Source organism: Serratia sp. CY84636 (genome assembly GCF_052166245.1).
Lineage (GTDB): Bacteria > Pseudomonadota > Gammaproteobacteria > Enterobacterales > Enterobacteriaceae > Serratia > Serratia nevei.
In genome coordinates, this window is record NZ_JBJNOX010000001.1 from 405,430 (window position 1) to 431,654 (window position 26,225).

Genomic DNA, 26,225 nt, shown 5'->3' on the forward strand with positions numbered 1-26,225 from the left:
CAAAAAAAACGCCGCCCGAAGGGGCGGCGCTGTGCGGTTTCAGCCGGGAAAGCGGCTTACTTGTTTTTCAGCTGGGATTTGAAATCGCGTTCGGCATAGCCGGTGTACAGCTGACGCGGACGGGCAATTTTGATGCCTTCGTCGTGCATTTCGTTCCAGTGGGCGATCCAGCCGATGGTGCGCGCGATGGCGAAGATCACGGTGAACATGGAAGAAGGAATGCCCATCGCCTTCAGGATGATGCCGGAGTAGAAGTCGACGTTCGGGTACAGTTTCTTCTCGATGAAGTACGGGTCGTTCAGCGCGATGTGCTCCAGCTCCATCGCGACCTGAAGCAGGTTGTCGTCCTTCTTGTTCAGCTCTTTCAGCACTTCGTGACAGGTTTCGCGCATCACGGTAGCGCGCGGATCGTAGTTCTTGTACACGCGGTGGCCGAAGCCCATCAGGCGGAAGGAGTCGTTCTTGTCCTTGGCGCGCTTGATGAATTCCGGAATGTGCTCGACAGTCTTGATCTCTTCCAGCATTTTCAGCGCCGCTTCGTTGGCGCCGCCGTGCGCCGGTCCCCACAGGGAGGCGATACCGGCCGCGATGCAGGCGAACGGGTTGGCGCCGGAAGAGCCGGCGGTGCGCACGGTAGAGGTAGAGGCGTTCTGCTCATGGTCGGCGTGCAGGATCAGAATGCGGTCCATGGCGCGTTCCAGCACCGGGTTCACCACGTACTCTTCGCACGGGGTGGCGAACATCATGTGCAGGAAGTTGCCCGCATAGGACAGATCGTTGCGCGGGTAAACGAACGGCTGGCCCAGGGAATATTTGTAGCACATCGCGGCCACGGTCGGCATTTTGGACAGCAGACGGAACGCGGTGATTTCACGGTGACGCTCGTTGTTGACGTCCAGCGCATCGTGGTAGAACGCCGCCAGCGCGCCGGTCACGCCGCACAGCACCGCCATCGGGTGCGAGTCGCGACGGAAACCACGGAACAGATGGGTGATCTGGTCGTGGATCATGGTGTGGCGGGTGACGGTGGTCTTGAAGGTCTCGAACTCTTCCGGCGTTGGGGTCTCGCCGTACAGCAGGATGTAGCACACTTCCAGGTAGGAAGATTCTTTCGCCAGCTGCTCGATAGGGAAGCCGCGGTGCAGCAGCACGCCTTTGTCGCCGTCGATGAAGGTAATCTTGGATTCGCAAGAAGCGGTGGAGGTAAAGCCGGGATCAAATGTGAAATAACCTTTGGAACCCAGAGCGCGGACATCGAGGACATCAGGGCCCAGTGTCGGTGTCAATACGCCCAGTTCGATCGGAGCTTCGCTGTCGTTAATGGTTAGCGTCGCTTTCTTATCAGTCATTTACTGTCTCCTTAGCGCCTTATTTTAAAAACCACTAACAACTGAAATACCTTAAATCTCTGCAGGTTGCCCGCAAAAAAATGGTGCGGACGCTAACTCTGTGAGCGACTGCGCAACTGTGCGCGGGTAGGGTACAGAGTGCTGACCAGGCGAACGAGACAGGTGACCAGTTGTTAACGATTCATAGTAATTCGTTATAGTCTGTTAATCTTACCTATGAGCTGTTCGAAGAGATGTGAACCTATCCCAATAATCTGTTTTTATTTGCTTTATTTGCTTTTTGACGCCGGCAAAATCGAGCGGGAAACAACGGCTATTGGGATAGGTTCGTCAAATACACTGTTGCATAACTCGAACCCGGGGGGAAGTGTATCTGCTGACCCATAGCGCATCATAGGACCGTTTGTGCCCCTATATGTAATGGAAATGTTGATCTCTTGTCAAATCAGATAATTAATTTTGCACTAATTGTGAAATCCGTGATCTGAATCACTGTTCGGGGGAAATGTTATCAAAGCGGTTGTATGAGAATTGTAATCAGAATGTGATCCTCCTATACTGCCGCCAGGTCTCCGGATTACCCTGAAGTAGGAGCACCCAGCGTTATAAATGCGCGCCGTTTGAGCACAGAGGATGTTGATGTTTGAGCGCGTGACGTGTAAGGGTTTTAGGCTCTTAACGCTGTCTGATCCCCGCCCAGGCCCGGAGGAAGGAAAATAATAAGAGCTGTGTGGGCAAATACGTGAAAAAACAACGACCTGTCAACTTGGATCTGCAAACGATCCGGTTCCCCGTAACTGCGATAGCGTCTATCTTACACCGAGTCTCTGGCGTAATTACCTTCGTTGCCGTGGGTATCCTCCTCTGGCTGCTGGGCCTGTCACTCTCTTCCCAAGAGGGGTTCCTGCAGGCGGCCGCCATCATGAATAGCTTCATCGTCAAATTCATATTCTGGGGCATCCTCACGGCGCTGGCCTATCACATTTGCGGTGGCATCCGTCACTTGTTAATGGATTTTGGCTACATCGAAGAGAGTTTGGCCGCCGGTACCCGTTCCGCCCAGGTGGCGATCGGTCTGACCGTCGTGCTGTCAGTTCTGGCTGGAGTCCTCGTATGGTAAACAACGTTTCTGCATTAGGGCGCAACGGCGTGCACGATTGGCTGCTGCTGCGCGCTTCCGCTATCATCATCACCCTGTACGTCCTGTATATCCTGGGCTTCTTCGTCACGGCTCCGGAACTGACTTATGACATCTGGCGCGGTTTCTTCGCCACTTCCATTACGAAAGTGTTCACTCTGCTGACCTTGCTGTCGATTCTGGTGCACGCCTGGATCGGGCTGTGGCAGGTGCTGACGGACTACGTCAAGCCGCTGGCGGTTCGCCTGGTGTTGCAGCTGGCTGTCGTGGTCGCGTTGCTGGTCTATTTACTGTACGGAACAATCGTAGTGTGGGGTGCTTAAATGAAACTGCCAGTCAGAGAGTTTGATGCCGTCGTAATCGGCGCCGGCGGTGCGGGCATGCGTGCCGCGCTGCAAATTTCCCAAGCGGGCTCGACCTGTGCCCTGCTGTCCAAAGTTTTCCCGACCCGTTCCCATACCGTGTCCGCACAGGGCGGCATCACCGTCGCGCTGGGCAACAGCCACGAGGACAACTGGGAATGGCATATGTACGACACGGTGAAAGGTTCCGACTATATCGGTGACCAGGACGCCATCGAATATATGTGTAAAACCGGCCCGGAAGCGATTCTGGAACTGGAACACATGGGCCTGCCGTTCTCTCGTCTGGACGACGGCCGCATCTACCAGCGCCCGTTCGGCGGCCAGTCGCTGAACTTCGGCGGCGAGCAGGCGGCGCGTACCGCAGCCGCAGCCGACCGTACCGGCCACGCGCTGCTGCACACCCTGTACCAACAGAACCTGAAAAACCACACCACCATCTTCTCCGAGTGGTATGCGCTTGATCTGGTGAAAAACCAGGACGGCGCGGTGGTCGGCACCACGGCTATCTGCATCGAAACCGGTGAAGTGGTTTACTTCAAAGCCAAGGCCACCGTGCTGGCGACCGGCGGCGCAGGCCGTATTTATCAGTCCACCACCAACGCCCACATCAACACCGGCGACGGTGTCGGCATGGCGCTGCGCGCCGGCGTGCCGGTGCAGGACATGGAAATGTGGCAGTTCCACCCGACCGGCATCGCCGGCGCGGGCGTGCTGGTGACCGAAGGCTGCCGCGGCGAAGGCGGTTACCTGCTGAACAAACATGGCGAGCGCTTCATGGAGCGTTATGCGCCGAACGCCAAAGATCTGGCGGGCCGCGACGTGGTTGCCCGTTCGATCATGATCGAAATCCGCGAAGGCCGCGGCTGCGACGGCCCTTGGGGCCCGCACGCCAAGCTGAAGCTGGATCATCTGGGTAAAGACGTGCTGGAATCCCGTCTGCCGGGCATTCTGGAACTGTCCCGCACCTTTGCGCACGTCGATCCGGTGAAAGAGCCGATCCCGGTTATCCCAACCTGCCACTATATGATGGGCGGCATTCCGACCAAAGTGACCGGCCAGGCGCTGACCGTGAATGAGAAAGGCGAAGACGTGGTGATCCCGGGGCTGTTCGCCGTGGGCGAAATCGCCTGCGTATCGGTGCACGGTGCCAACCGCTTGGGCGGCAACTCGCTGCTCGACCTGGTGGTGTTCGGCCGTTCCGCCGGCATGCACCTGCAGGAATCGCTGGAAGAGCAGGGCGTGAGCCGTGACGCCAGCGACTCCGACGTGGAAGCCTCGCTGGATCGTCTGAACCGTTGGAACAACACCCGCTCCGGCGAAGACCCGGTCGAAATTCGCAAAGCGCTGCAGTCTTGCATGCAGCACAACTTCTCGGTATTCCGCGAAGGCGATGCGATGGCCAAGGGCCTGGAAGAACTGAAAGTGATCCGTGAACGTCTGAAGAACGCACGCCTGGACGATACCTCCAGCGAGTTCAACACCCAGCGCATCGAGTGCCTGGAGTTGGATAACCTGATGGAGACCGCGTATTCCACCGCCGTGTCGGCCAACTTCCGTACCGAGAGCCGTGGCGCACACAGCCGCTTCGACTACCCGGAACGCGATGACGCCAACTGGCTGTGCCATTCGCTGTATCTGCCGCAATCGGAAAGCATGACGCGTCGTGAAGTGAACATGCAACCGAAGCTGCGCCCGGCATTCCCGCCGAAAGTGCGTTCTTACTAATTGCGGAGATCGACAGATGAAACTCGAATTTTCCATTTATCGCTACAACCCGGATGTCGATGACGCGCCGCACATGCAGGACTACACCCTGGAAGCGGAAGAAGGTCGCGACATGATGCTGCTGGATGCGTTGATCCAGCTGAAAGAAAAAGATCCGACCCTGTCGTTCCGTCGCTCATGCCGCGAAGGCGTGTGCGGTTCCGATGGCCTGAACATGAACGGTAAAAACGGCCTGGCGTGCATCACCCCGATTTCGTCGCTGCGCAAAGGCAACGGCAAGATCGTGATCCGTCCGCTGCCGGGCCTGCCGGTGGTGCGCGATCTGGTGGTGGATATGGGCCAGTTCTACACCCAGTATGAAAAGATCAAACCATACCTGCTGAACGACGGCAAGAACCCGCCGGCGCGCGAGCACCTGCAGTCGCCGGAGCAGCGCGCCAAGCTGGACGGTCTGTACGAGTGCATTCTGTGCGCCTGCTGCTCGACCTCTTGCCCATCGTTCTGGTGGAACCCGGACAAGTTCATCGGGCCTGCCGGTCTGTTGGCGGCGTATCGCTTCCTGATCGACAGCCGTGACACGGAAACGCAAGAACGTTTAGATGATCTGGACGACGCTTTTAGTGTTTTCCGCTGCCATAGCATTATGAATTGTGTCAGTGTATGTCCTAAAGGCTTGAACCCGACGCGTGCGATCGGGCATATCAAGTCCATGCTGCTGCAACGCGGCGCATAAACGGAATGAGATGCTGCGCCGGGCTCTTTTCCGGCGCACATCCCATAGGGGAGGGAACCTCTAAAAACTGACCCGCGGCTGCGGCGCTATGCAGCCTGGTTCTTCCGCCGGTTTTTAGAGGTTCCTTGTAAGGGACCGCAAGGTCCATAACAGAACGTATCGGGCCGTCATGGCCGCAAGTACGTCGAGTGAACCGTTTTACGGCAAACCGTATTCATCACGGTAATTATGTTAACCACGGCGAAAACTAAAGCTTCAAAGCTTAAGGGATCATGATGCAGAACGGCGCAATGAAGGCCTGGCTGGATTCCTCCTATCTGGCGGGCGCGAACCAGTCTTACATAGAGCAGCTCTATGAAGACTTCTTAACCGATCCGGGTTCCGTTGAAGATAGCTGGCGTTCCATTTTTCAACAGCTACCAACCGCGGGTGTCAAACCCGATCAGCTTCACTCTCAAACGCGCGATTACTTCCGCCGCCTGGCGAAAGACTCCGCGCGCTATAACACCACCATCACCGATCCGGAAACCGACGCCAAACAGGTCAAGGTACTGCAGCTGATCAACGCCTTCCGCTTCCGCGGGCATCAGCATGCCAACCTCGATCCGCTCGGCCTGTGGCAGCGCGAGCAAGTTCCTGACCTTGATCCCGCTTACCACAACCTGACCGAAGCCGATTTCCAGGAAACCTTCAACGTAGGCTCTTTCGCCATCGGCAAAGAAACCATGAAGCTGGGCGATCTGTACGCCGCGCTGAAGCAGACCTATTGCGGGTCGATCGGCGCTGAGTACATGCACATCACCAACACCGAAGAGAAACGCTGGATCCAACAGCGCATCGAGTCGGTGGTGGGGCGCGCCAGCTTTACCGCCGACGAAAAACGCCGTTTCCTGAACGAGCTGACCGCGGCGGAAGGCCTGGAACGTTACCTGGGCGCCAAATTCCCGGGCGCTAAACGCTTCTCGCTGGAAGGCGGCGACGCGCTGGTGCCGATGCTGAAAGAGATGGTGCGCCACGCCGGTAAGAACGGCACGCGCGAAGTGGTATTGGGCATGGCTCACCGCGGCCGTCTGAACGTGCTGATCAACGTGCTGGGCAAAAAGCCGGCCGATCTGTTCGACGAATTCGCCGGCAAGCATAAAGAACACCTCGGTACCGGTGACGTGAAATATCACCAGGGCTTCTCCTCCGACGTGGAAACCGAAGGCGGCATGGTTCACCTGGCGCTGGCGTTCAACCCGTCGCACCTGGAGATCGTCAGCCCGGTGGTCATGGGCTCGGTTCGCGCCCGTCGCGATCGTCTGGATGAAGCGCGCAGCAACATGGTGCTGCCGATCACCATCCACGGCGATGCCGCCATCACCGGCCAGGGCGTGGTTCAGGAAACCCTGAACATGTCTCAGGCTCGCGGCTACGAAGTGGGCGGCACCGTGCGTATCGTCATCAACAACCAGGTTGGTTTCACCACCTCCAACCCGCTGGATGCGCGCTCTACCGAATACTGCACCGACATCGCCAAAATGGTTCAGTCGCCGATCTTCCACGTTAACGCGGACGATCCGGAGGCCGTGGCCTTTGTCACCCGCCTGGCGTTGGATTTCCGTAACACCTTTAAGCGTGACGTGATGATCGATCTGGTCTGCTACCGTCGCCATGGGCACAACGAGGCCGACGAGCCGAGCGCCACCCAGCCGGTGATGTATCAGAAGATCAAGAAACACCCTACGCCGCGCAAAATCTACGCTGACGTTCTGACCGAGCAGAAAGTGGCCAGCCTGGAAGATGCCACGGAAATGGTCAACCTGTACCGCGACGCGCTCGACCGCGGCGATTGCGTGGTTGAAGAGTGGCGTCCGATGAACCTGCACTCTTTCACCTGGTCTCCGTACCTGAACCACGAGTGGGACGAAGAGTACCCGAGCAAGGTTGAGATGAAGCGCCTGCAGGAGCTGGGCCGCCGCATCAGCACCGTGCCGGAAGCGATCGAAATGCAGTCGCGCGTGGCGAAAATCTACGCGGACCGCGCCGAGATGGCGGCGGGCAACAAGCCGTTCGACTGGGGCGCCGCCGAAACGCTGGCCTACGCCACCATGGCGGATGAAGGCATTCCAATCCGCATCTCCGGCGAAGACGCCGGCCGCGGTACCTTCTTCCACCGCCACGCGGTGGTGCACAACCAGAAAAACGGTTCCGTCTACGTTCCGCTGGCGAACATCCACAGCGGCCAGGGCGAATTCAAGGTCTGGGACTCCGTGCTGTCCGAAGAAGCGGTGCTGGCGTTCGAATACGGCTACGCGACGGCGGAACCGCGCACGCTGACCATCTGGGAAGCGCAGTTCGGCGACTTCGCCAACGGCGCGCAGGTCGTTATCGACCAGTTCATCAGCTCCGGCGAGCAAAAATGGGGCCGTATGTGCGGCCTGGTGATGCTGCTGCCGCACGGCTATGAAGGCCAGGGCCCAGAGCACTCTTCCGCGCGTCTGGAACGCTATCTGCAGCTGTGCGCAGAGCAGAACATGCAGGTGTGCGTCCCGTCCACGCCGGCGCAGGTTTACCATATGCTGCGTCGTCAGGCGCTGCGCGGTATGCGCCGTCCGCTGGTGGTGATGTCGCCGAAGTCGCTGCTGCGTCACCCGCTGGCGATTTCTTCGCTGGACGAACTGGCCAACGGCACCTTCCTGCCGGCGATCGGCGAGATCGACGACTTGGATCCGAAAGCGGTCAAGCGCGTCGTGCTGTGCTCCGGTAAGGTCTACTACGACCTGCTGGAACAGCGTCGCAAGAACGAGCAGAAAGACGTGGCCATCGTGCGTATCGAGCAGCTGTATCCGTTCCCGCATCAGGCCGTGCAGGCCGTGCTGGAACAATACTCGCACGTGCATGATTTCGTCTGGTGTCAGGAAGAGCCGCTGAACCAGGGCGCCTGGTACTGCAGCCAACACAACTTCCGTGAAGTGGTACCGTTCGGGGCTTCTTTACGTTACGCAGGACGTCCGGCCTCCGCTTCTCCGGCGGTGGGCTATATGTCCGTACACCAGAAGCAGCAGCAGGCTCTGGTGAACGACGCGCTGAATATTGACTAATGTTCGCTCGCTTGCCGGCCGAGGGGCCGGCAAGCAGATGATAAAAAACTTAAGGGAAAGCTAAATGAGTAGCGTAGATATTCTGGTTCCTGACCTTCCTGAATCGGTTGCCGATGCGACCGTAGCCACCTGGCACAAAAAACCGGGCGACAGCGTGCAGCGTGATGAAGTCCTGGTTGAAATCGAAACCGACAAAGTCGTGTTGGAAGTGCCGGCCAGTGAAGCGGGCATTCTCGATGCTATCGTGGAAGAAGAGGGCGCGACCGTGCTGTCTCGCCAGCTGCTCGGCCGCATCCGTCCGGGCGACAGCTCCGGCAAGCCGACCGCCGAGAAGAGCCAAGAGAAAGAAGCCACGCCTGCCCAGCGCGCTACCGCGAGCCTGGAAGAAGAAAGCAATGACGCGCTCAGCCCGGCGATTCGTCGCCTGATCGCCGAACACGATCTCGATGCCGGCGCCATCAAGGGCACCGGCGTGGGTGGCCGCATCACGCGTGAAGACGTGGAAGCGCACCTGGCCAAAGGCGGCGCCGCTGCCAAACCGGCCGCCGCCGCTGAAGCCGCACCGCAGCCTGCTCTGGCCGGCCGCAGCGAAAAACGCGTGCCGATGACTCGCCTGCGCAAACGCGTCGCCGAGCGTCTGCTGGAAGCGAAGAACAGCACCGCGATGCTGACCACCTTCAACGAAATCAACATGCAGCCGATCATGGACCTGCGCAAGCAGTACGGCGAAGCCTTCGAGAAGCGCCACGGCGTGCGTCTGGGCTTCATGTCCTTCTACATCAAGGCCGTGGTTGAAGCGCTGAAGCGCTTCCCGGAAGTGAACGCGTCGATCGACGGTTCCGACGTGGTTTACCACAACTACTTCGACATCAGCATCGCGGTTTCTACCCCGCGCGGCCTGGTGACGCCGGTACTGCGCGATGTAGACGCCATGAGCATGGCTGACATCGAGAAGAAAATCAAAGAGCTGGCCGTTAAGGGCCGCGACGGCAAACTGACCGTGGAAGAGCTGACCGGCGGTAACTTCACCATTACCAACGGCGGCGTATTCGGTTCCCTGATGTCCACCCCGATCATCAACCCGCCGCAGAGCGCCATCCTGGGCATGCACGCCATCAAAGATCGCCCAATGGCGGTCAATGGTCAGGTGGTGATCCAGCCGATGATGTATCTGGCGCTGTCTTATGACCACCGCCTGATCGACGGTAAAGAATCCGTCGGTTATCTGGTGACGGTCAAAGAGATGCTGGAAGATCCGGCTCGTCTGCTGCTGGACGTCTAGTAACCTTTGCCGGGCGCGGCATGCCGCGCCCGCACTCTGTGCTATGTGGCCGGAAAACCATGCGGTTTACCGCGTAATAATGGTCCGGCTAAAAACCTTCAGAACTGAATGGATAGAACATCATGAATTTACACGAATATCAGGCAAAACAGCTGTTTGCTCGGTATGGCATGCCGGCACCAACCGGTTACGCCTGTACCACTCCGCGTGAAGCAGAAGAAGCCGCATCCAAAATCGGCTCCGGCCCGTGGGTGGTGAAATGTCAGGTTCATGCTGGCGGCCGCGGTAAAGCGGGGGGCGTTAAAGTCGTCAACAGCAAAGAAGATATCCGTGCTTTCGCGGAAGCCTGGTTGGGCAAGCGTCTGGTGACTTACCAGACTGACGCGCTGGGCCAGCCGGTTCACCAGATCCTGGTAGAAGCGGCGACCGACATCGATAAAGAGCTGTACCTGGGCGCGGTAGTGGATCGTTCTACCCGTCGCGTGGTGTTCATGGCGTCTACCGAAGGCGGCGTGGAAATCGAGAAGGTGGCGGAAGAAACCCCTGAACTGATCCACAAAATGACCATCGATCCGCTGGCGGGTCCACAGCCTTATCAGGGCCGTGAGCTGGCCTTCAAACTGGGCCTGACCGGTAAGCAAGTCAGCCAGTTCGCCAAGATCTTCATGGGTCTGGCGACGCTGTTCCTGGAGCGCGACCTGGCGATGGTTGAGATCAACCCGCTGGTGATCACCAAGCAGGGCGATCTGGTGTGCCTGGACGGCAAACTGGGCGCCGACGGCAACGCCCTGTTCCGCCAGCCGGAACTGCGTGAAATGCGTGACCCTTCCCAGGAAGACGAGCGCGAATCCCGTGCGGCTCAGTGGGAGCTGAACTACGTTGCCCTCGACGGCAACATCGGCTGCATGGTTAACGGCGCCGGTCTGGCGATGGGCACCATGGACATCGTTAAACTGCACGGCGGCGAACCGGCCAACTTCCTGGACGTTGGCGGCGGCGCGACTAAAGAGCGCGTGACCGAAGCGTTCAAAATCATCCTGTCCGACGACAAGGTGAAAGCGGTTCTGGTTAACATCTTCGGTGGTATCGTACGTTGCGATCTGATCGCCGACGGCATCATCGGCGCAGTGGCCGAAGTGGGCGTTAACGTCCCGGTGGTGGTGCGCTTGGAAGGGAACAACGCCGAACTGGGCGCCAAGAAACTGGCGGACAGCGGCCTGAATATCATTGCTGCGACCAGCCTGACTGATGCGGCTCAGCAAGTTGTTGCAGCAGTGGAGGGTAAATAATGTCCATTTTAATCGATAAGAACACCAAAGTAATTTGCCAGGGCTTCACCGGTAGCCAGGGGACTTTCCACTCCGAACAAGCTATCGCTTACGGCACCAAAATGGTTGGCGGCGTAACCCCGGGCAAAGGCGGCACTCAGCACCTGGGCCTGCCGGTGTTCAACACCGTGCGCGAAGCGGTTGAAGCGACCGGCGCGACGGCCTCGGTCATCTACGTTCCAGCGCCGTTCTGCAAAGACTCCATCCTGGAAGCGATCGATGCCGGCATCAAACTGATCATCACCATCACCGAAGGCATCCCGACCCTGGACATGCTGACCGTGAAAGTGAAGCTGGACGAAGCCGGCGTGCGCATGATCGGGCCGAACTGCCCTGGCGTGATCACCCCAGGCGAGTGCAAAATCGGCATCATGCCTGGCCACATCCACCTGCCGGGCAAAGTGGGCATCGTTTCCCGCTCCGGTACCCTGACCTATGAAGCGGTGAAACAAACCACCGATGCCGGTCTGGGCCAGTCCACCTGTGTGGGCATCGGCGGCGACCCGATTCCGGGCTCCAACTTCATCGATATCCTGAAGATGTTCCAGCAGGATCCGCAGACCGAAGCGATCGTGATGATCGGTGAGATCGGCGGCAGCGCTGAAGAAGAAGCGGCAGCTTACATCAAAGAACACGTCACCAAACCGGTTGTCGGCTACATCGCCGGCGTGACCGCGCCGAAAGGCAAGCGTATGGGCCACGCGGGCGCCATCATCGCAGGCGGCAAAGGCACGGCGGACGAGAAGTTTGCTGCGCTGGAAGCCGCGGGCGTGAAAACCGTTCGCAGCCTGGCGGACATCGGCGACGCGGTAAAAGCGGTGCTGAAGCGCTAAGAATTTAGTACGAAATAACAATATCTCGACATGTTTGGCCACCCATTGGGTGGCCTTTTTTATTGGCGCAGATCAGAAGTCGTTGATCGCCTTGATCAAGGCGATCCGATCCTGCAGGCGGCGCTGTTGCACCGGATCCGTAGCGGCTTGGCGCTGTTGCTCCAGCGAGGTGAGGGTGGCGCGGTAATCATCGGCGTTGCTGAACAGCGCGTCTTTGACGTTGATCGACGCGACGTTGGTGTAGCGGCCGTCGTCGGTGGTCGGTACCTGGATAACGCCTTCATTGAGCAGCCGTTTGACGATCGCCCGCTGCGGTTCGTACCCCTCCATGCCGATCAGCTTCCAGCGCTGCGGCGGCACGCCCTGATAGTGGCCGTGTTTCACCTCCGTCAGGTAGCGCAGAGTCAGGTGGCGAATAGTGCCTTCTTCTTCACCGTATTGCGCTTTGCTGTCGAACAGCATCGGGAAGGATTGCCCCTCCAGCGCACCACCCTTTTGCGTCAGGTGGCCCATACGGTAACTGTTCATGCCCAGGCGGATCGGCATATCGTCGGTGACCGGCGTGCCGTCCGCCAGGCGCAGGTCGACGATGCGCGAGCCGGCAGGTTGGCGCAGGTCGATGGTGTAAGTGACGCCGTCGAAGAAATCATTGGTGGAATATTTGGACGATCGCCGCGCCGGGTTAAAGCTGTAGGTGACATCGCCCGGCTGCAGCTGATTGAAATAGTCGGCGGACCACTCCATGTAGCGTTTAAGCGCTTTGCCGTTGAGCTGATACACGGTGATCTCGCCGCCGGCGTATTGGTAGTTAAAGGCGATGTCCTTGGCCTTGATGTCGCCGACGTCCAGCTTGGCGCGATCGTTGTCGATCTGTAGGGCGATCACCTGCGCCAGCGGCGCATAGTGGCGGGCGGCCTGCTGGAACAGCGCGCTGATGCCGGTATCCTGCACGTGTACCTGGGGAATGCCGCGGAATTCGTCGGCGGGCACCAGGTCGCTGCCGCTCAGCTTCGCCACAACCCGGTTGGCGTTGGCGCGCAGAATGTCATGGTACGGCTGGTAGAGCGCTTGCATGGCGCTGTCCGGCGTCATCCCCTTGATGGAGTAGGTGTAGCTGTTTTTGTCGATCAGCGTGAACTTACCGTCGCGGCGTTCAAACTGCAGATCGATGCGCGACAGCGCGCGGCCGTATTTATCCGGCTCGGTGATGATGACGCCGTTAACCACCGCTTTGTCGATCTTCACATGCATATGACCGGCGACGATCGCCGCCAGCTCCGGGTTGGCGTTGGCGATGTCGGCCACGCCGGTGCCGGGGCGCTGGTTCTCGTTGTCGATGCCCATATGCGCCACCAGCACGATGGCGTCGACCTGGCCATCGATTTGCCTGATGACCTGTTTCACCGCCTGCACCGGATCGGTGAAGTTTAGCCCTTTGATGCGATCGGTGCCCTTGGCGAATTCCGCGGTCATCGGCGTGTCCATGCCGATAATGCCGATCTTCACGCCCTGGCGCTCGATGATGGTGTAGGCGGGCAGATAGGGCTTGCCGTTGTCCCAGACGATATTACCCGCCAGCGCCGCGCCCTTGAACTGCTTGAGCGGGGTGGCCAGCACCGGCAGGCCGAAGTCGAACTCGTGGTTGCCCATCACCCAGACATCGTAATTGAGCGCGTTGAGGCCCAGCATCATCGGGCTGACGGCCTCATGCTTGAAGGTTTCGACGAAGTTGCCCTGAATGGTATCGCCGGCGTCCACCAGGATCAGGTTGGGCTGCTCGGCCCGCACTTTTTTGACCTGGGTGGCTATCTGGCTCAGGCTGCCCGCCAGATTTTCCGTGTCGCTGGCGTAGTCCCAGGGCACGAAGGTGCCGTGCAGATCGGAGGTGCCCAGCAGGGTGATATTTACCGTTTCGGCGGCCATGGCGTTTCCTGAGAGTCCCAAGACAGAGGCAAAGATGATTTTTTTCATAAGTTATTGTCACTCAATGCAATTTTAACATAAGTGGTCATTTTGCTACAAAATCGCAACCTTTACGATCCCATCGCGAGAAATAGACTAATATTGGAGAGAGATTTGTTGTTTTGTGACTGCTATCACTGTCACGGCTTATTGGAAATAAAAGGTTAATTATGTCGCATAATAAGCGCGTAATAATACAATGGCGGCTCTTTTAAATTACATTTATTTAACACAAAAATATCATTAAAAAACAATTAAACCATTGCGCAACATGACCCTAAGAAAATTATGCGAAATGTGCTGATGAATATGGAAATAAGATGCGGATAGGCTTAAATTGTCTCAGATCAAATTAGCCCGAAGTACCTCTTTCGGCTAAGATTTGACCTGTAACCAAAAGTCTAACCCACGTCACGTAAAAACCTATTTATTGTGTGGGATTGGGCGAGTATCATCCATGTTGTGATTATGGATGGTTGATCTTGTTGCATTTGTTACCCGTTGTCGGTTTTCAGTGGCGTGCTTGTCGGCGGCCCGAGGGGCTATTGGCCGAGTGTGCGGTTGAAAGCGGAGAAGCTGGATCAAATTTGTTGTGTTTAAGGGCATTCACTGCGGGGCGTTACTGGCGGCTTTGAAAGAGGCGTGCCGATAACCGCGTGTCGGAGTCTTCCTGCGAGGAGCAAGGAGTCAAGATGTTTGATATTGTCGAACTGTCGCGCTTACAGTTTGCTTTAACGGCGATGTACCATTTCTTATTTGTCCCATTAACGCTCGGTATGGCGTTCTTGCTGGCAATTATGGAAACGGTATATGTCCTGTCTGGCAAACAAATCTATAAAGACATGACCAAATTCTGGGGAAAGTTATTTGCGATTAACTTTGCTCTGGGTGTGGCCACCGGTTTGACCATGGAGTTCCAGTTCGGGACTAACTGGTCGTATTTCTCTCACTACGTCGGCGATATCTTCGGGGCCCCTCTGGCTATCGAAGGTCTGATGGCGTTCTTCCTTGAATCGACGCTGGTCGGCCTGTTCTTCTTCGGCTGGGATCGTCTGAGCAAGGTGCAGCACATGGCGGTAACCTGGTTCGTGGCCCTCGGCTCCAACCTGTCCGCGCTGTGGATCCTGGTCGCCAACGGCTGGATGCAGAACCCGATCGCTTCGGATTTCAACTTCGAAACCATGCGCATGGAGATGGTCAGCTTCTCCGAACTGGTGCTTAACCCGGTTGCGCAGGTGAAATTCGTTCACACCGTGGCTTCCGGCTACACCTGTGGCGCGATGTTCGTTCTGGGCATCAGCTCCTACTACCTGCTGAAAGGCCGCGACATCGCCTTCGCCAAGCGCTCCTTCGCCATCGCTGCCAGCTTCGGTATGGCTGCCATTCTGTCCGTTATCGTTCTGGGTGATGAATCCGGCTACGAAATGGGCGACGTGCAGAAAACCAAACTGGCCGCTATCGAAGCGGAATGGGACACCCAGCCGGCGCCGGCGTCCTTCACCCTGTTCGGCATTCCCGATCAGGACAAGATGGAAAACTCCTTCTCTATTCAGATCCCGTATGCGCTTGGCCTGATCGCCACCCGCTCCACGGACACTCAGGTCACCGGCCTGAAAGATCTGATGGCGCAGCATGAAGTGCGTATCCGCAACGGGATGAAAGCCTACCAGCTGCTGGAAGAGCTGCGCGGCGGCAACACCGATCCTGCGGTGCGCGCCGAATTCAACAAAACCAAGCAAGACCTGGGCTACGGCATGCTGCTGAAGCGCTATACCCCGAACGTCACCGACGCGACGGAAGCGCAGATCCAGCTGGCGACCAAGGACTCCATTCCGCGCGTGGCGCCGCTGTACTTCGCCTTCCGCATCATGGTGGCCTGTGGCGTGATCATGCTGCTGATCATCGGCCTGTCGTTCTGGAACGTGATCCGCGGCCGCATCGGCCAGAAAAAATGGCTGCACCGCGCGGCGCTGTACGGTTTGCCGCTGCCTTGGATCGCGATCGAGTCCGGTTGGTTCGTGGCGGAATACGGCCGTCAACCGTGGGCGATTGGTGAGGTGCTGCCGACGGCGGTCGCCAACTCTTCGCTGACCGCGGGCGACATTCTGTTCTCGATGGGGCTGATCTGCGGCTTGTACACCCTGTTCCTGGTGGCTGAATTGTACCTGATGTTCAAGTTTGCACGTCTGGGTCCAAGCAGCCTGAAAACCGGCCGCTATCACTTTGAACAACCGACTGCCGCCGTGCAGGAAGCGCGCTAAACAGGAGTCCACGTATGTTTGACTATGAAGTACTGCGATTTATTTGGTGGGTCCTGGTTGGCGTACTGCTGATCGGCTTCGCCGTCACCGACGGTTTCGACATGGGCGTCGGCATTCTGGTGCGCATCATCGGGAAAACCGATACCGAGCGCCGGGTGATGATCAACTCCATCGCCCCGCACTGGGACGGTAACCAGGTGTGGCTGATCACCGCCGGCGGCGCGCTGTTCGCCGCCTGGCCGATGGTCTACGCAGCGGCCTTCTCCGGCTTCTACGTTGCCATGATCCTGGTGCTGGCCGCCTTGTTCTTCCGCCCGGTCGGTTTCGACTACCGCTCCAAGCTGGAGAGCAGCCGCTGGCGCAACATGTGGGACTGGGGCATCTTCATCGGCTCCTTCGTGCCTGCCGTGGTATTCGGCGTGGCGTTCGGCAACCTGCTGCAGGGCGTGCCGTTCCACATGGACGAGTACATGCGCCTGTTCTATACTGGCAACTTCTTCCAACTGCTGAATCCGTTCGGTCTGTTGGCGGGCGTGGTCAGCCTGACCATGCTGGTTACCCAGGGGGCGACCTACCTGCAAATGCGCACCACCGGCGAGATCCACCTGCGTTCACGCGCTGCGGCGCAGATCGCGACGCTGATCATGGCGGTGTGCTTCCTGCTGGCGGGCGTATGGCTGGTGAAAGGCATCGACGGCTTCGTCGTGACGTCGGCGCTGGACACCCTGGCGGAATCCAACCCGATGCGTAAAGAAGTGGCGCATCAGGCCGGTGCCTGGTTGATCAACTTCAACAAGTATCCGCTGCTGTGGGCGTTGCCTGCGCTGGGCGTGGTGCTGCCGTTGTTCACCATCCTGTTCTCGCGTCTGGAGAAAGGCGCACTGGCGTTCGTCACCTCGTCGCTGACCATCGCCTGCGTCATCCTCACCGCCGGGGTCACCATGTTCCCGTTCGTGATGCCGTCCAGCACCGTGCCTAACGTCAGCCTGACCATGTGGGACGCGACGTCGAGCCTGTTGACGCTGAAAGTGATGACCGTCGTGGCGGCGATCTTCGTGCCTATCGTTTTGGCGTACACCAGCTGGTCGTACTACAAAATGTTCGGTCGCCTCGACAAGAACTACATCGAAAACAACAAGCATTCGCTGTACTAAGGATAAGGAGCTAAACCATGTGGTATTTTGCCTGGATTCTCGGAACGCTTCTTGCCTGCGCCTTCGGCATCATCACGGCGCTGGCGCTTGAGCAGAGCGAAGCGACCAAAGCTCAGCAAGACGGTAAGTGATGAGCTCGTCCGTGATTGACAAGCTGTACGCTGTCACCGACAAGGGCCCGATCCGGGCCCTTTCCCTGGTGCTGGCGTTGATTTTGGCGGGGTGCGTGTTCTGGGATCCGACGCGTTTCGCCGCCAAAACCAGCTCGCTGGAGATTTGGGAAGGGCTGTTGCTGATTTGGGCGGTGTGTGCCGGGGTGATCCACGGTTTCGGATTCCGCCCGCAGCGCAGCATCTGGCGCGCCTTTTTCGCGCCGCTTCCCGCAATTGTGATCCTGTGCGCAGGATTACTTTACGTTTCTTTATAATCTCCCTGATGTCCCCACGTTATGGGCCCTCACGGCCCATAATTATTTTCATTCCCATCTTGTAACCCATTCCCAACCCGATCCGTCTTGCGTATAGTAGCAGCGTTAAATTGCATTGCTGGGAAGTAGAGTGAGTAATACGTTGTTTCGATGGCCGGTTCGCGTTTACTACGAGGATACCGATGCCAGTGGTGTGGTCTATCACGCCCGCTACGTCGCCTTTTTTGAAAGAGCGCGCACAGAGATGCTGCGTCAGCACAACTTTCATCAACAGCAGCTGCTCAGTGAACAAGTCGCTTTTGTCGTCCGGCGCATGACGGTGGATTATCTGGCTCCGGCTCGTCTCGACGAGCAACTGGAGGTCCAGAGCGAAATCACCTGTCTGCGCGGGGCTTCTCTCACGTTTGCTCAACGCATTGTCAATTCTGACGGGGCCCTACTGAGCCAGGCAGATGTCCTGATTGCCTGTATTGATCCACACCAAATGAAGCCAAGAGCGCTTCCTAAGTCTATTGTCGCGGAGTTTAAGCAGTGACTGACATGAACATCCTAGATTTATTCTTGAAGGCGAGCCTGCTGGTTAAGCTTATCATGTTGATTTTGATATGCTTCTCGGTAGCCTCTTGGGCGATCATCATTCAGCGCACCCGCATCCTCAATGCGGCGACGCGTGACGCCGAAGCCTTTGAAGACAAATTCTGGTCCGGTATCGAGCTTTCCCGTCTGTACCAGGAAAGTCAGGCGCGTCGCGATAGCCTGACTGGTTCCGAGCAGATCTTCCATTCCGGGTTCAAAGAGTTCGCCCGCCTGCACCGCGCCAACAACCATGCGCCGGAGTCGGTGATCGAAGGGGCGTCGCGCGCGATGCGCATTTCGATGAACCGCGAGCTGGAAACGCTGGAAACCCATATTCCGTTCCTCGGCACCGTCGGTTCGATCAGCCCGTATATCGGCCTGTTCGGCACCGTGTGGGGGATCATGCACGCCTTTATCGCGCTGGGCGCGGTGAAGCAAGCCACGCTGCAGATGGTGGCGCCGGGTATCGCCGAAGCGCTGATCGCCACCGCGATCGGTCTGTTCGCCGCCATCCCGGCGGTAATGGCCTATAACCGTCTCAACCAGCGCGTCAACAAGCTTGAGCAGAATTACGACAACTTTATGGAAGAGTTCACCGCTATTCTGCATCGTCAGGCCTTCTCCAGCGACAGCAAATAAGTAGGAGGTAGCATGGCGAGAGTACGTGGACGTAGTCGGCGCGAGCTGAAGTCCGAAATTAACATCGTTCCGCTGCTCGACGTGTTGCTGGTGCTGCTGCTGATCTTTATGGCAACCGCGCCAATCATCACGCAGAGCGTGGAGGTTGACCTGCCGGACGCCACCGATTCCAAAACGGTGTCCAGCGATGACAATCCGCCGGTGATCCTCGAGGTTTCCGGCGTAGGTCAATACACCCTGGTGGTGGATCACAACCGTATGGAGCTGCTGCCGCCTGAGCAAGTCGCGGCCGAAGCCAAGTCGCGTTTGGCAGCTAACCCGAAAACGGTCTTTTTGATCGGCGGTGCGAAGGAAGTCCCTTACGATGAGATTATCAAGGCATTGAATATTCTCCATCAGGCGGGCGTGGCTTCCGTGGGGCTAATGACCCAGCCGATCTGACCGTAAGGCGAACGGCAACCCGGTTCCTGCGCTGCGGCCCAGGAACCCCGTATAAGCAACACCAGTTTTTGGGAATCTATTTTGGTAAAGGCAACTGAGCAAAACGATAAGCTGAACCGCGCCGTTATTGTTTCGGTCGTTCTGCACTTCATATTGATTGCCCTGCTGATTTGGGGATCGCTGCAGGAAAAGGTCGACATGGGCGCCGGCGGTGGCGGTGATGGCACCGTGGTGGGCGCAGTGATGGTCGATCCTGGCGCGGTGGTGGAGCAATACAACCGCCAGCAGCAGCAGAGCAACGATGCGCAGCGTGCCGAGAAGCAGCGCCAGAAAAAGGCGGAGCAACAGGCCGAAGAGCTTCAGCAGAAGCAGGCGGAGCAACAGCAGCGCCTGAAGGAGCTGGAGAAAGAGCGTTTGGCGGCGCAGGAGAAAGCTGCGCAGGACGCCAAGGCGCAGGCTGAGCAACAGCAGAAGGCAGCGGAGCAGCAGAAACAGGCCGCCGAGCAGCAAAAAGCGGCGGAAGCCGCCGCAGCCAAGGCCAAAGAGCAACAGAAGGTCGCCGAAGCCGCCGCCGCCAAGGCGAAGGCCGAAGCGGAAAAGGTCGCCAAGGCACAGGCGGACGCGCAGAAGAAAGCCGAAGCGGAAGCCAAGAAAGAAGCGGCCGCCGCTGCCGCCGCCAAGAAACAGGCGGAAGAGGCGAAGAAAGCCGCGGCGGCTGCCGCAGAGCAAAAAGCCGCAGAGGCCGCGGAGAAGAAAGCGGCCGCTGAAGCTGAGAAAAAAGCCGCAGCGGAAGCCGAGAAGAAGGCTGCCGCCGAGGCAGAGAAGAAAGCTGCGGCCGAGAAAGCGGCTGCCGCCAAAAAAGCCGCTGCGGATGCCAAGAAGAAGGCTGCCGCTGAGGCTGCGAAACAATCGGATGAAGTTAGCGATCTGTTTGGCGGCCTGGCGGACGGCAAGAATGCGCCGAAAGGCGGCGGTGCTAAATCGAAAGGTGATGGTAAACCGGCCGGGCAGGGCAATGCCAAAGCGGCTGGGGCCAGCGGGGCGGATATCAGCGGTTATATGGGGCAGATTCAAGGGGCGATTCAGAGCAAGTTCTATGACGCCAGTTCGTTCGCCGGCAAAACCTGCGACCTGCGTATCAAGCTGGCGCCGGACGGCCTGCTGATAAGCGTACAACCGGCGGGGGGCGATCCTGCTCTGTGTCAAGCAGCAGTGTCTGCCGCCAAGTTGGCGCATATACCGAAGCCGCCGAGCGATGCCGTTTATCAGCACTTTAAGAATTCTATACTTGAATTCAAGCCGCAATAACGGTTGATTGAGTGAGTGATATCACAGGGATGTACTAAGGTAACCAACAGGGATTATGTAGTTTTACGTAAGTTGGTTTGTTAAAATTCTGCTAATTTATCGCAGGCATCCCGCCTGGATAAGGGAGATGAGATGAAGCAGGCATTTCGAGTAGCGCTAGGTTTTTTAATTCTGTGGGCGTCCGTGCTGCACGCGGAAGTTCGCATTGAAATCACCCAAGGGGTCGACTCCGCTCGCCCGATTGGCGTGGTGCCGTTTAAGTGGGCGGGCCCAGGCACGCCGCCGGAAGATATCGGCAAGATTGTCGGCGCGGATCTGCGCAACAGCGGCAAATTCAACCCGATCGACGTGGCGCGCATGCCGCAGCAACCGACCTCCGCGTCTGAAGTGACGCCGGCGGCCTGGACTGCATTAGGCATCGACGCCGTGGTTGTCGGCCAGGTTCAACCTGGCGCCGACGGCAGCTACCTGATCTCCTACCAGCTGGTGGACACCTCGGGTTCGCCGGGCACCGTATTGGCGCAGAACCAGTATAAAGTGACCAAACAATGGTTGCGTTATTCTGCCCATACCGCCAGCGACGAAGTGTTCGAGAAGCTGACCGGCATCAAGGGCGCGTTCCGTACCCGTATCGCCTACGTCGTGCAGACCAACGGCGGGAAATTCCCGTATGAGCTGCGCGTAGCGGATTACGACGGTTACAACCAGTTCACGGTGCACCGTTCGCCTGAGCCGCTGATGTCGCCGGCCTGGTCGCCGGACGGCAGCAAACTGGCTTACGTGACCTTCGAGAGCGGCCGTTCCGCGCTGGTGGTACAGACCCTGGCTAACGGCGCAATCCGCCAGATCGCCTCGTTCCCGCGCCACAACGGTGCGCCGGCGTTCTCGCCGGACGGCAGCAAGCTGGCCTTCGCGCTGTCCAAGAGCGGCAGCCTGAACCTGTACGTGATGAACCTCGGCTCCGGCCAGATCACGCAGCTGACCGATGGCCGCAACAACAACACCGAACCGACCTGGTTCCCGGATGGCCAGTCGCTGGCGTTTACCTCCGACCAGGGCGGGCGTCCGCAGATTTATAAAATCAGCGCCAGCGGCGGTGCCGCACAGCGTCTGACGTGGGAAGGATCTCAGAACCAGGATTCTGAAGTCAGCTCCGACGGTAAATTCCTGGTGATGGTAAGCACCAACAGTGGTGCACAACACATCGCCAAACAAGATCTTGGATCGGGCGCCGTTCAGGTTTTGACCGGCACCTTCCTGGATGAAACGCCTAGTATTGCGCCAAACGGCACCATGGTGATCTATAGCTCCACGCAAGGTATGGGCTCCGTGTTGCAGTTGGTGTCAACTGATGGGCGTTTCAAAGCGCGTCTTCCGGCAACTGATGGACAGGTCAAATTCCCTGCCTGGTCGCCGTATCTGTGATGCATGTGTAAATATGTATGGCAAACTATAAAAGGATCAAAGAAATGCAACTGAACAAAGTGCTGAAAGGGCTTCTGCTGGCACTGCCAGTTCTGGCTGTAGCAGCTTGTAGTTCTAACAAAAGCGCAAACAACGACCAATCTGGTATGGGCGCTGGCACTGGTATGGAAAACGGCAGCAGCAACCTGTCTTCCGAAGAACAAGCTCGTCTGCAGATGCAAGAACTGCAGAAGAACAACATCGTTTACTTCGGCCTGGACAAGTATGACGTAAGCTCCGAATTCGCTCAGATGCTGGACGCGCACGCTGCATTCCTGCGTAACAACCCGTCTTACAAAGTGACCGTTGAAGGCCACGCTGATGAACGCGGCACGCCGGAATACAACATTGCTCTGGGTGAGCGCCGTGCTAACGCCGTTAAAATGTACCTGCAGGGTAAAGGCGTTTCCGCTGACCAGATCTCTATCGTTTCTTACGGTAAAGAAAAACCAGCAGTACTGGGCCACGACGAAGCGGCTTATGCTAAAAACCGTCGTGCCGTTCTGGTTTACTAAGAGAATCGCATGAACAGTAACTTCAGACGTCACCTGTTGAGTCTGTCGTTACTGGTTGGCGTAGCGGCCCCTTGGGCCGCTACTGCCCAAGCGCCAATCAGTAATGTCGGCTCCGGCTCGGTCGAAGACCGTGTCACCTCGCTTGAGCGCATCAGCAATGCTCAAGGCCAGCTTTTAAACCAACTCCAGCAACAACTCTCTGATAACCAACGCGACATTGATTCTCTCCGTGGGCAAATCCAGGAAAGTCAGTATCAGTTGAATCAGGTGGTTGAACGCCAGAAGCAAATCTATCAGCAGATGGATAGCCTCAGCCAGGGCGGCGCTCAGAGCGCCTCTGCGGCCGCGGGCGCTGCCGGTGGGGCAGCCGCAGGCGCATCTTCCGATGCGGGCGGCAGCGCGCCTGCAGCCGCTTCTGCAACGCCGAGCGGCGGTGATGAGAACAGCGACTACAACGCCGCTGTTTCTCTGGCGCTGGAAAAAAAACAGTATGACCAGGCGATTTCCGCCTTTCAGTCCTTCGTAAAACAGTACCCGAAGTCTACCTACCAGCCCAACGCCAACTATTGGCTGGGGCAGTTGTTCTACAACAAGGGTAAAAAAGACGACGCGGCCTACTATTTTGCGGTGGTGGTGAAGAATTACGCGAAATCACCGAAGGCGCCGGACGCCATGTACAAGGTGGGTATCATCATGCAGGAGAAAGGGCAGGCCGATAAAGCCAAAGCCGTGTTCCAGCAGGTGATTAAACAGTACCCAACCAGTGCGGCGGCCAAACAGGCGAAAAGCCGCGTAGGCGGTTAACAGTCAGAAAAATGAGCCCAGAAGTTAGTCGATTTGACCGATTTCTGGGCTCATTCGCGTGAAGAACAAGCAGTTGAACGCATCAATAAAAAATTTAGGTTGCGCTGCCAAGATAAATTAGTAATATATGCCGCCGTTGCCAAGACATCTTGCAAGATGTTAAAGCGGCAGGGAAATTGGGTCGTTAGCTCAGTTGGTAGAGCAGTTGACTTTTAATCAATTGGTCGCAGGTTCGAATCCTGCACGACCCACCAATTTTGAAGCAAGAAATGAAGTGGAATCGGGAAGGATAACATCACGAAGTGATGGCCCGTCAGGGCGAGGCCAAAGGCCGAGTCATCCTGCACGACCCACCAATTTCTGAAGTAGCAGTAACCACAACAGTGGGTGATTAGCTCAGTTGGTAGAGCATCTCCTTTACACGGAGGGGGTCGGCGGTTCGAGCCCGTCATCACCCACCACTGTTATGGGTCGTTAGCTCAGTTGGTAGAGCAGTTGACTTTTAATCAATTGGTCGCAGGTTCGAATCCTGCACGACCCACCATTCTTTAAGAATGGCTGCGATAGAGAATCGTAAAGGATGAGAACCGTAAAGGTTCGAGTCTCGCGCAGCGAGACAACATCACTCCGGTGATGGCCCGCAAGGGCGAGGCCAAAGGCCGAGTTATCCTGCACGACCCACCATTCTTTAAGAATGGCAGCTTCAGAATCGGTTTGATGTGGCAAAGTAAAGGTCCGAGTCGAGTACCCGTCGAGTTGTCCTGAACATCCCCATCCTTGTTTTCCGCGAGTCGGTTCCAATAACCTATTCGCCATCAGCAGTAAACCACATCAGTGGGTCGTTAGCTCAGTTGGTAGAGCAGTTGACTTTTAATCAATTGGTCGCAGGTTCGAATCCTGCACGACCCACCACTCTTTAATAGAGCAAGGTGTTAAATCGTCAGGATGAGAACCGTAAAGGTTCGAGTCTCGCAAAGCGAGACAACATCACTCCGGTGATGGCCCGAAGGGCGAGGCCAAAGGCCGAGTTATCCTGCACGACCCACCACTCTTTGAGAGTGAAAAATAGCAGTACCACAGCAGTGGGTGATTAGCTCAGTTGGTAGAGCATCTCCTTTACACGGAGGGGGTCGGCGGTTCGAGCCCGTCATCACCCACCACACTGCGGGTCGTTAGCTCAGTTGGTAGAGCAGTTGACTTTTAATCAATTGGTCGCAGGTTCGAATCCTGCACGACCCACCAATTCAGAGAAAAGCGCCTTTTGGCGCTTTTTTCGTTTCTGTAACATCTAAACTTGACCTCATCTTCTTGCCAACATGGTCACCGAGTCGTGCGGGTGAGATCCTGCGTTCAGGTTCGAGCATCGCGCAGCGATACGACAACGCGCAGCGTTGCCCGCAGGGTGAGGCCACAGGCCGAATCAATCCTGCACGACCCACCCATTCAGAGAAAAGCGCCTTTTGGCGCTTTTTTCGCATCTGCAGCACCGTCAGCTACATTCGTGCTTTCTCGTTTCAACACCGCACCGGTCATCACGCTGTTCTCTGAATGGCTATACGGTCTCGTCAGGCCATTTTCCGCCGTGAGCTGTGTAACCAATATCTGTGTTTTTTAATTCATTAAACAATAGGTGCGCAAATATGAAAATACCAGCGGACTTTTCGCGCAGTTTTAGGTATTTTGTTTAGTATATAAAACGAAGGGCGTTGCGGCAGGCGATATTCACGCGGCAGGCGCCCAGCCTAGCATGAGATTGCAGCGATGAGTGAAATGTTTGATGTCAATGCGGCGGTGTATCCCTTCCCGCCTAAACCGGTTCCGCTGGACGTAGCCGAAAAAGCCTTTTATCGCGAAAAGATCAAAACCCTGCTCAAGCAGCGCAATGCGGTGATGGTCGCCCACTATTATACCGATCCGGAAATCCAGGCGCTGGCGGAAGAAACCGGCGGCTGCGTGGCGGATTCGCTGGAAATGGCGCGCTTCGGCAGCGCCCACCCGGCTTCCACGCTGTTGGTGGCCGGCGTGCGCTTCATGGGGGAAACCGCCAAGATCCTCAGCCCGGAAAAGCAGGTGCTGATGCCGACGCTGTTTGCCGAATGTTCGCTGGATCTGGGCTGCCCGGAAGAGGAGTTTCATGCGTTTTGCGACAGCCATCCCGATCGTACCGTGGTGGTCTATGCGAACACCTCGGCGGCGGTCAAAGCGCGCGCCGACTGGGTGGTCACTTCCAGCATCGCCGTTGAGCTGATCGAACACCTGGACAGCCTGGGCGAGAAGATCATCTGGGCGCCGGATCGCCATCTCGGCAGCTACGTGCAGAAGCAGACCGGCGCCGACGTGCTGTGCTGGCAAGGCGCCTGCATTGTCCATGACGAGTTCAAGACTCAGGCGCTGCGGCGCATGAAGGCGCTTTATCCGCAGGCGGCCATCCTGGTGCATCCCGAATCGCCACAGGCGGTGGTTGAGTTGGCGGATGCGGTGGGATCGACCAGCCAACTGATTCAGGCGGCGAAAACATTGCCGCATCAACAGCTGATCGTCGCCACGGATCGCGGTATCTTTTACAAGATGCAGCAGGCCTGCCCGGACAAGGAGCTGTTCGAAGCGCCGACCGCCGGAGAAGGGGCGACCTGTCGCAGCTGCGCGCATTGCCCGTGGATGGCGATGAATGGCCTGAAGGCGATTGCCGAAGGGCTGGAGCAGGGGGGCGCGCAGCATGAGATCCACGTGGACGCCACGCTGCGTGAAAAGGCGCTGGTGCCGCTGAACCGCATGCTGGATTTCGCCGCTCAGCTTAAGATGCAGGTTAAAGGCAACGCTTAACCGTTTAAAAGGATG

Annotated in this window: 22 protein-coding genes, 6 tRNA genes and 3 other RNA genes; 29 read left to right on the forward strand and 2 right to left on the reverse strand. The window is 57.5% G+C overall.

Going from position 1 to position 26,225, the window contains the following annotated elements; translation table 11 throughout:
• Window positions 1-56: 56 nt before the first annotated feature.
• Complete coding sequence (locus ACJ8QI_RS02045) at window positions 57-1,349, reverse strand: citrate synthase (protein ID WP_016928730.1); 1,293 nt, start codon at window positions 1,347-1,349, stop codon at window positions 57-59.
• Window positions 1,350-2,079: 730 nt separating this feature from the next.
• Between ACJ8QI_RS02045 and sdhC the strand changes: the two genes are divergently transcribed.
• The 8 genes from sdhC to sucD all read left to right on the forward strand — a co-directional run bounded on the left by sdhC (window position 2,080) and on the right by sucD (window position 11,836).
• Window positions 2,080-2,469 carry a succinate dehydrogenase cytochrome b556 subunit gene (sdhC, locus tag ACJ8QI_RS02050; RefSeq protein ID WP_004939893.1) on the forward strand — a complete coding sequence of 130 codons (390 nt, stop codon included), beginning with the start codon at window positions 2,080-2,082 and terminating at the stop codon, window positions 2,467-2,469.
• Entirely contained in the window at window positions 2,463-2,810 is a 348-nt protein-coding gene (gene sdhD / locus ACJ8QI_RS02055; protein ID WP_004939891.1) for a succinate dehydrogenase membrane anchor subunit, read from the forward strand. Before sdhC ends, sdhD begins: the two co-directional genes overlap by 7 nt.
• Entirely contained in the window at window positions 2,811-4,577 is a 1,767-nt protein-coding gene (gene sdhA / locus ACJ8QI_RS02060; protein ID WP_060423638.1) for a succinate dehydrogenase flavoprotein subunit, read from the forward strand.
• A 16-nt stretch (window positions 4,578-4,593) separates the two neighbouring features.
• The gene (locus tag ACJ8QI_RS02065; RefSeq protein ID WP_004939885.1) at window positions 4,594-5,310 is read left to right on the forward strand and encodes a succinate dehydrogenase iron-sulfur subunit; all 717 of its coding nucleotides are present in this window, start codon (window positions 4,594-4,596) and stop codon (window positions 5,308-5,310) included.
• A 275-nt stretch (window positions 5,311-5,585) separates the two neighbouring features.
• Window positions 5,586-8,393 carry a 2-oxoglutarate dehydrogenase E1 component gene (gene sucA / locus ACJ8QI_RS02070; protein ID WP_004939884.1) on the forward strand — a complete coding sequence of 936 codons (2,808 nt, stop codon included), beginning with the start codon at window positions 5,586-5,588 and terminating at the stop codon, window positions 8,391-8,393.
• A 64-nt stretch (window positions 8,394-8,457) separates the two neighbouring features.
• Window positions 8,458-9,675 (forward strand): 2-oxoglutarate dehydrogenase complex dihydrolipoyllysine-residue succinyltransferase, encoded by a 1,218-nt coding sequence (gene odhB, locus ACJ8QI_RS02075; protein WP_033637469.1) that lies wholly within the window; start codon window positions 8,458-8,460, stop codon window positions 9,673-9,675.
• A 122-nt stretch (window positions 9,676-9,797) separates the two neighbouring features.
• Entirely contained in the window at window positions 9,798-10,964 is a 1,167-nt protein-coding gene (sucC, locus tag ACJ8QI_RS02080; protein WP_025301883.1) for an ADP-forming succinate--CoA ligase subunit beta, read from the forward strand.
• Window positions 10,964-11,836: a succinate--CoA ligase subunit alpha gene (sucD, locus tag ACJ8QI_RS02085; protein ID WP_004939878.1), complete on the forward strand. Its 873-nt coding sequence runs from the start codon at window positions 10,964-10,966 to the stop codon at window positions 11,834-11,836. The genes sucC and sucD overlap by 1 nt, the downstream gene beginning before the upstream one ends.
• Window positions 11,837-11,908: 72 nt before the next feature.
• Here the strand turns inward: sucD and ACJ8QI_RS02090 are convergent, their stop codons facing one another.
• Window positions 11,909-13,807: a bifunctional metallophosphatase/5'-nucleotidase gene (locus ACJ8QI_RS02090; protein ID WP_442532004.1), complete on the reverse strand. Its 1,899-nt coding sequence runs from the start codon at window positions 13,805-13,807 to the stop codon at window positions 11,909-11,911.
• A gap of 683 nt (window positions 13,808-14,490) precedes the next feature.
• Here ACJ8QI_RS02090 and cydA point away from each other — a divergent pair.
• The 21 genes from cydA to nadA all read left to right on the forward strand — a co-directional run bounded on the left by cydA (window position 14,491) and on the right by nadA (window position 26,210).
• Complete coding sequence (cydA, locus tag ACJ8QI_RS02095; protein ID WP_019454034.1) at window positions 14,491-16,059, forward strand: cytochrome ubiquinol oxidase subunit I; 1,569 nt, start codon at window positions 14,491-14,493, stop codon at window positions 16,057-16,059.
• Between the two features lie 14 nt (window positions 16,060-16,073).
• Window positions 16,074-17,213 carry a cytochrome d ubiquinol oxidase subunit II gene (gene cydB, locus ACJ8QI_RS02100; protein WP_019454033.1) on the forward strand — a complete coding sequence of 380 codons (1,140 nt, stop codon included), beginning with the start codon at window positions 16,074-16,076 and terminating at the stop codon, window positions 17,211-17,213.
• 17 nt (window positions 17,214-17,230) lie between these two features.
• Window positions 17,231-17,344, forward strand: coding sequence for a cytochrome bd-I oxidase subunit CydX (cydX, locus tag ACJ8QI_RS02105; protein ID WP_004939868.1), 114 nt, complete (start codon window positions 17,231-17,233; stop codon window positions 17,342-17,344).
• Window positions 17,344-17,640 (forward strand): cyd operon protein YbgE, encoded by a 297-nt coding sequence (gene ybgE / locus ACJ8QI_RS02110; protein WP_038877538.1) that lies wholly within the window; start codon window positions 17,344-17,346, stop codon window positions 17,638-17,640. The genes cydX and ybgE overlap by 1 nt, the downstream gene beginning before the upstream one ends.
• Before the next feature lie 130 nt (window positions 17,641-17,770).
• On the forward strand, window positions 17,771-18,175 hold the full coding sequence (ybgC, locus tag ACJ8QI_RS02115) for a tol-pal system-associated acyl-CoA thioesterase (RefSeq protein ID WP_025160034.1): 405 nt from the start codon (window positions 17,771-17,773) through the stop codon (window positions 18,173-18,175).
• The gene (tolQ, locus tag ACJ8QI_RS02120) at window positions 18,172-18,855 is read left to right on the forward strand and encodes a Tol-Pal system protein TolQ (protein WP_004939862.1); all 684 of its coding nucleotides are present in this window, start codon (window positions 18,172-18,174) and stop codon (window positions 18,853-18,855) included. The genes ybgC and tolQ overlap by 4 nt, the downstream gene beginning before the upstream one ends.
• 12 nt (window positions 18,856-18,867) lie before the next feature.
• Entirely contained in the window at window positions 18,868-19,296 is a 429-nt protein-coding gene (gene tolR, locus ACJ8QI_RS02125; protein WP_004939859.1) for a colicin uptake protein TolR, read from the forward strand.
• An 81-nt stretch (window positions 19,297-19,377) separates the two neighbouring features.
• On the forward strand, window positions 19,378-20,604 hold the full coding sequence (gene tolA, locus ACJ8QI_RS02130) for a cell envelope integrity protein TolA (RefSeq protein ID WP_308344666.1): 1,227 nt from the start codon (window positions 19,378-19,380) through the stop codon (window positions 20,602-20,604).
• 132 nt (window positions 20,605-20,736) lie between these two features.
• Window positions 20,737-22,029: a Tol-Pal system beta propeller repeat protein TolB gene (gene tolB / locus ACJ8QI_RS02135; RefSeq protein WP_004939856.1), complete on the forward strand. Its 1,293-nt coding sequence runs from the start codon at window positions 20,737-20,739 to the stop codon at window positions 22,027-22,029.
• Window positions 22,030-22,073: 44 nt separating this feature from the next.
• Window positions 22,074-22,583 (forward strand): peptidoglycan-associated lipoprotein Pal, encoded by a 510-nt coding sequence (pal, locus tag ACJ8QI_RS02140; RefSeq protein ID WP_025160033.1) that lies wholly within the window; start codon window positions 22,074-22,076, stop codon window positions 22,581-22,583.
• A gap of 9 nt (window positions 22,584-22,592) precedes the next feature.
• Window positions 22,593-23,387: a cell division protein CpoB gene (gene cpoB, locus ACJ8QI_RS02145; protein WP_033647153.1), complete on the forward strand. Its 795-nt coding sequence runs from the start codon at window positions 22,593-22,595 to the stop codon at window positions 23,385-23,387.
• A 178-nt stretch (window positions 23,388-23,565) separates the two neighbouring features.
• A tRNA-Lys gene (locus ACJ8QI_RS02150) sits at window positions 23,566-23,641 on the forward strand.
• Between the two features lie 131 nt (window positions 23,642-23,772).
• Window positions 23,773-23,848 (forward strand) — tRNA-Val (locus ACJ8QI_RS02155).
• Between the two features lie 7 nt (window positions 23,849-23,855).
• Window positions 23,856-23,931: transfer RNA gene (locus ACJ8QI_RS02160), tRNA-Lys, on the forward strand.
• A 15-nt stretch (window positions 23,932-23,946) separates the two neighbouring features.
• Window positions 23,947-24,071: non-coding RNA, RtT sRNA (locus tag ACJ8QI_RS02165), on the forward strand.
• A 152-nt stretch (window positions 24,072-24,223) separates the two neighbouring features.
• Window positions 24,224-24,299, forward strand: a tRNA-Lys gene (locus ACJ8QI_RS02170).
• Between the two features lie 13 nt (window positions 24,300-24,312).
• Window positions 24,313-24,435, forward strand: a non-coding RNA gene (locus ACJ8QI_RS02175) — RtT sRNA.
• A gap of 36 nt (window positions 24,436-24,471) precedes the next feature.
• Window positions 24,472-24,547: transfer RNA gene (locus ACJ8QI_RS02180), tRNA-Val, on the forward strand.
• 6 nt (window positions 24,548-24,553) lie between these two features.
• A tRNA-Lys gene (locus ACJ8QI_RS02185) sits at window positions 24,554-24,629 on the forward strand.
• 74 nt (window positions 24,630-24,703) lie between these two features.
• A non-coding RNA gene (locus tag ACJ8QI_RS02190) (RtT sRNA) lies at window positions 24,704-24,828 on the forward strand.
• 320 nt (window positions 24,829-25,148) lie between these two features.
• The gene (nadA, locus tag ACJ8QI_RS02195) at window positions 25,149-26,210 is read left to right on the forward strand and encodes a quinolinate synthase NadA (RefSeq protein WP_282398270.1); all 1,062 of its coding nucleotides are present in this window, start codon (window positions 25,149-25,151) and stop codon (window positions 26,208-26,210) included.
• Window positions 26,211-26,225: the final 15 nt, after the last annotated feature.

Bases quoted from the DNA above. Each gene is read 5' to 3' on its own strand.
- ACJ8QI_RS02045 (WP_016928730.1), bottom strand. From the start codon at position 1,349: ATGACTGATAAGAAAGCGACGCTAACCATTAACGACAGCGAAGCTCCG.
- sdhD (WP_004939891.1), top strand. From the start codon at position 2,463: ATGGTAAACAACGTTTCTGCATTAGGGCGCAACGGCGTGCACGATTGG.
- sdhA (WP_060423638.1), top strand. From the start codon at position 2,811: ATGAAACTGCCAGTCAGAGAGTTTGATGCCGTCGTAATCGGCGCCGGC.
- ACJ8QI_RS02065 (WP_004939885.1), top strand. From the start codon at position 4,594: ATGAAACTCGAATTTTCCATTTATCGCTACAACCCGGATGTCGATGAC.
- sucA (WP_004939884.1), top strand. From the start codon at position 5,586: ATGCAGAACGGCGCAATGAAGGCCTGGCTGGATTCCTCCTATCTGGCG.
- odhB (WP_033637469.1), top strand. From the start codon at position 8,458: ATGAGTAGCGTAGATATTCTGGTTCCTGACCTTCCTGAATCGGTTGCC.
- sucC (WP_025301883.1), top strand. From the start codon at position 9,798: ATGAATTTACACGAATATCAGGCAAAACAGCTGTTTGCTCGGTATGGC.
- sucD (WP_004939878.1), top strand. From the start codon at position 10,964: ATGTCCATTTTAATCGATAAGAACACCAAAGTAATTTGCCAGGGCTTC.
- ACJ8QI_RS02090 (WP_442532004.1), bottom strand. From the start codon at position 13,807: ATGAAAAAAATCATCTTTGCCTCTGTCTTGGGACTCTCAGGAAACGCC.
- cydA (WP_019454034.1), top strand. From the start codon at position 14,491: ATGTTTGATATTGTCGAACTGTCGCGCTTACAGTTTGCTTTAACGGCG.
- cydB (WP_019454033.1), top strand. From the start codon at position 16,074: ATGTTTGACTATGAAGTACTGCGATTTATTTGGTGGGTCCTGGTTGGC.
- cydX (WP_004939868.1), top strand. From the start codon at position 17,231: ATGTGGTATTTTGCCTGGATTCTCGGAACGCTTCTTGCCTGCGCCTTC.
- ybgE (WP_038877538.1), top strand. From the start codon at position 17,344: ATGAGCTCGTCCGTGATTGACAAGCTGTACGCTGTCACCGACAAGGGC.
- tolR (WP_004939859.1), top strand. From the start codon at position 18,868: ATGGCGAGAGTACGTGGACGTAGTCGGCGCGAGCTGAAGTCCGAAATT.
- tolB (WP_004939856.1), top strand. From the start codon at position 20,737: ATGAAGCAGGCATTTCGAGTAGCGCTAGGTTTTTTAATTCTGTGGGCG.
- pal (WP_025160033.1), top strand. From the start codon at position 22,074: ATGCAACTGAACAAAGTGCTGAAAGGGCTTCTGCTGGCACTGCCAGTT.
- cpoB (WP_033647153.1), top strand. From the start codon at position 22,593: ATGAACAGTAACTTCAGACGTCACCTGTTGAGTCTGTCGTTACTGGTT.
- nadA (WP_282398270.1), top strand. From the start codon at position 25,149: ATGAGTGAAATGTTTGATGTCAATGCGGCGGTGTATCCCTTCCCGCCT.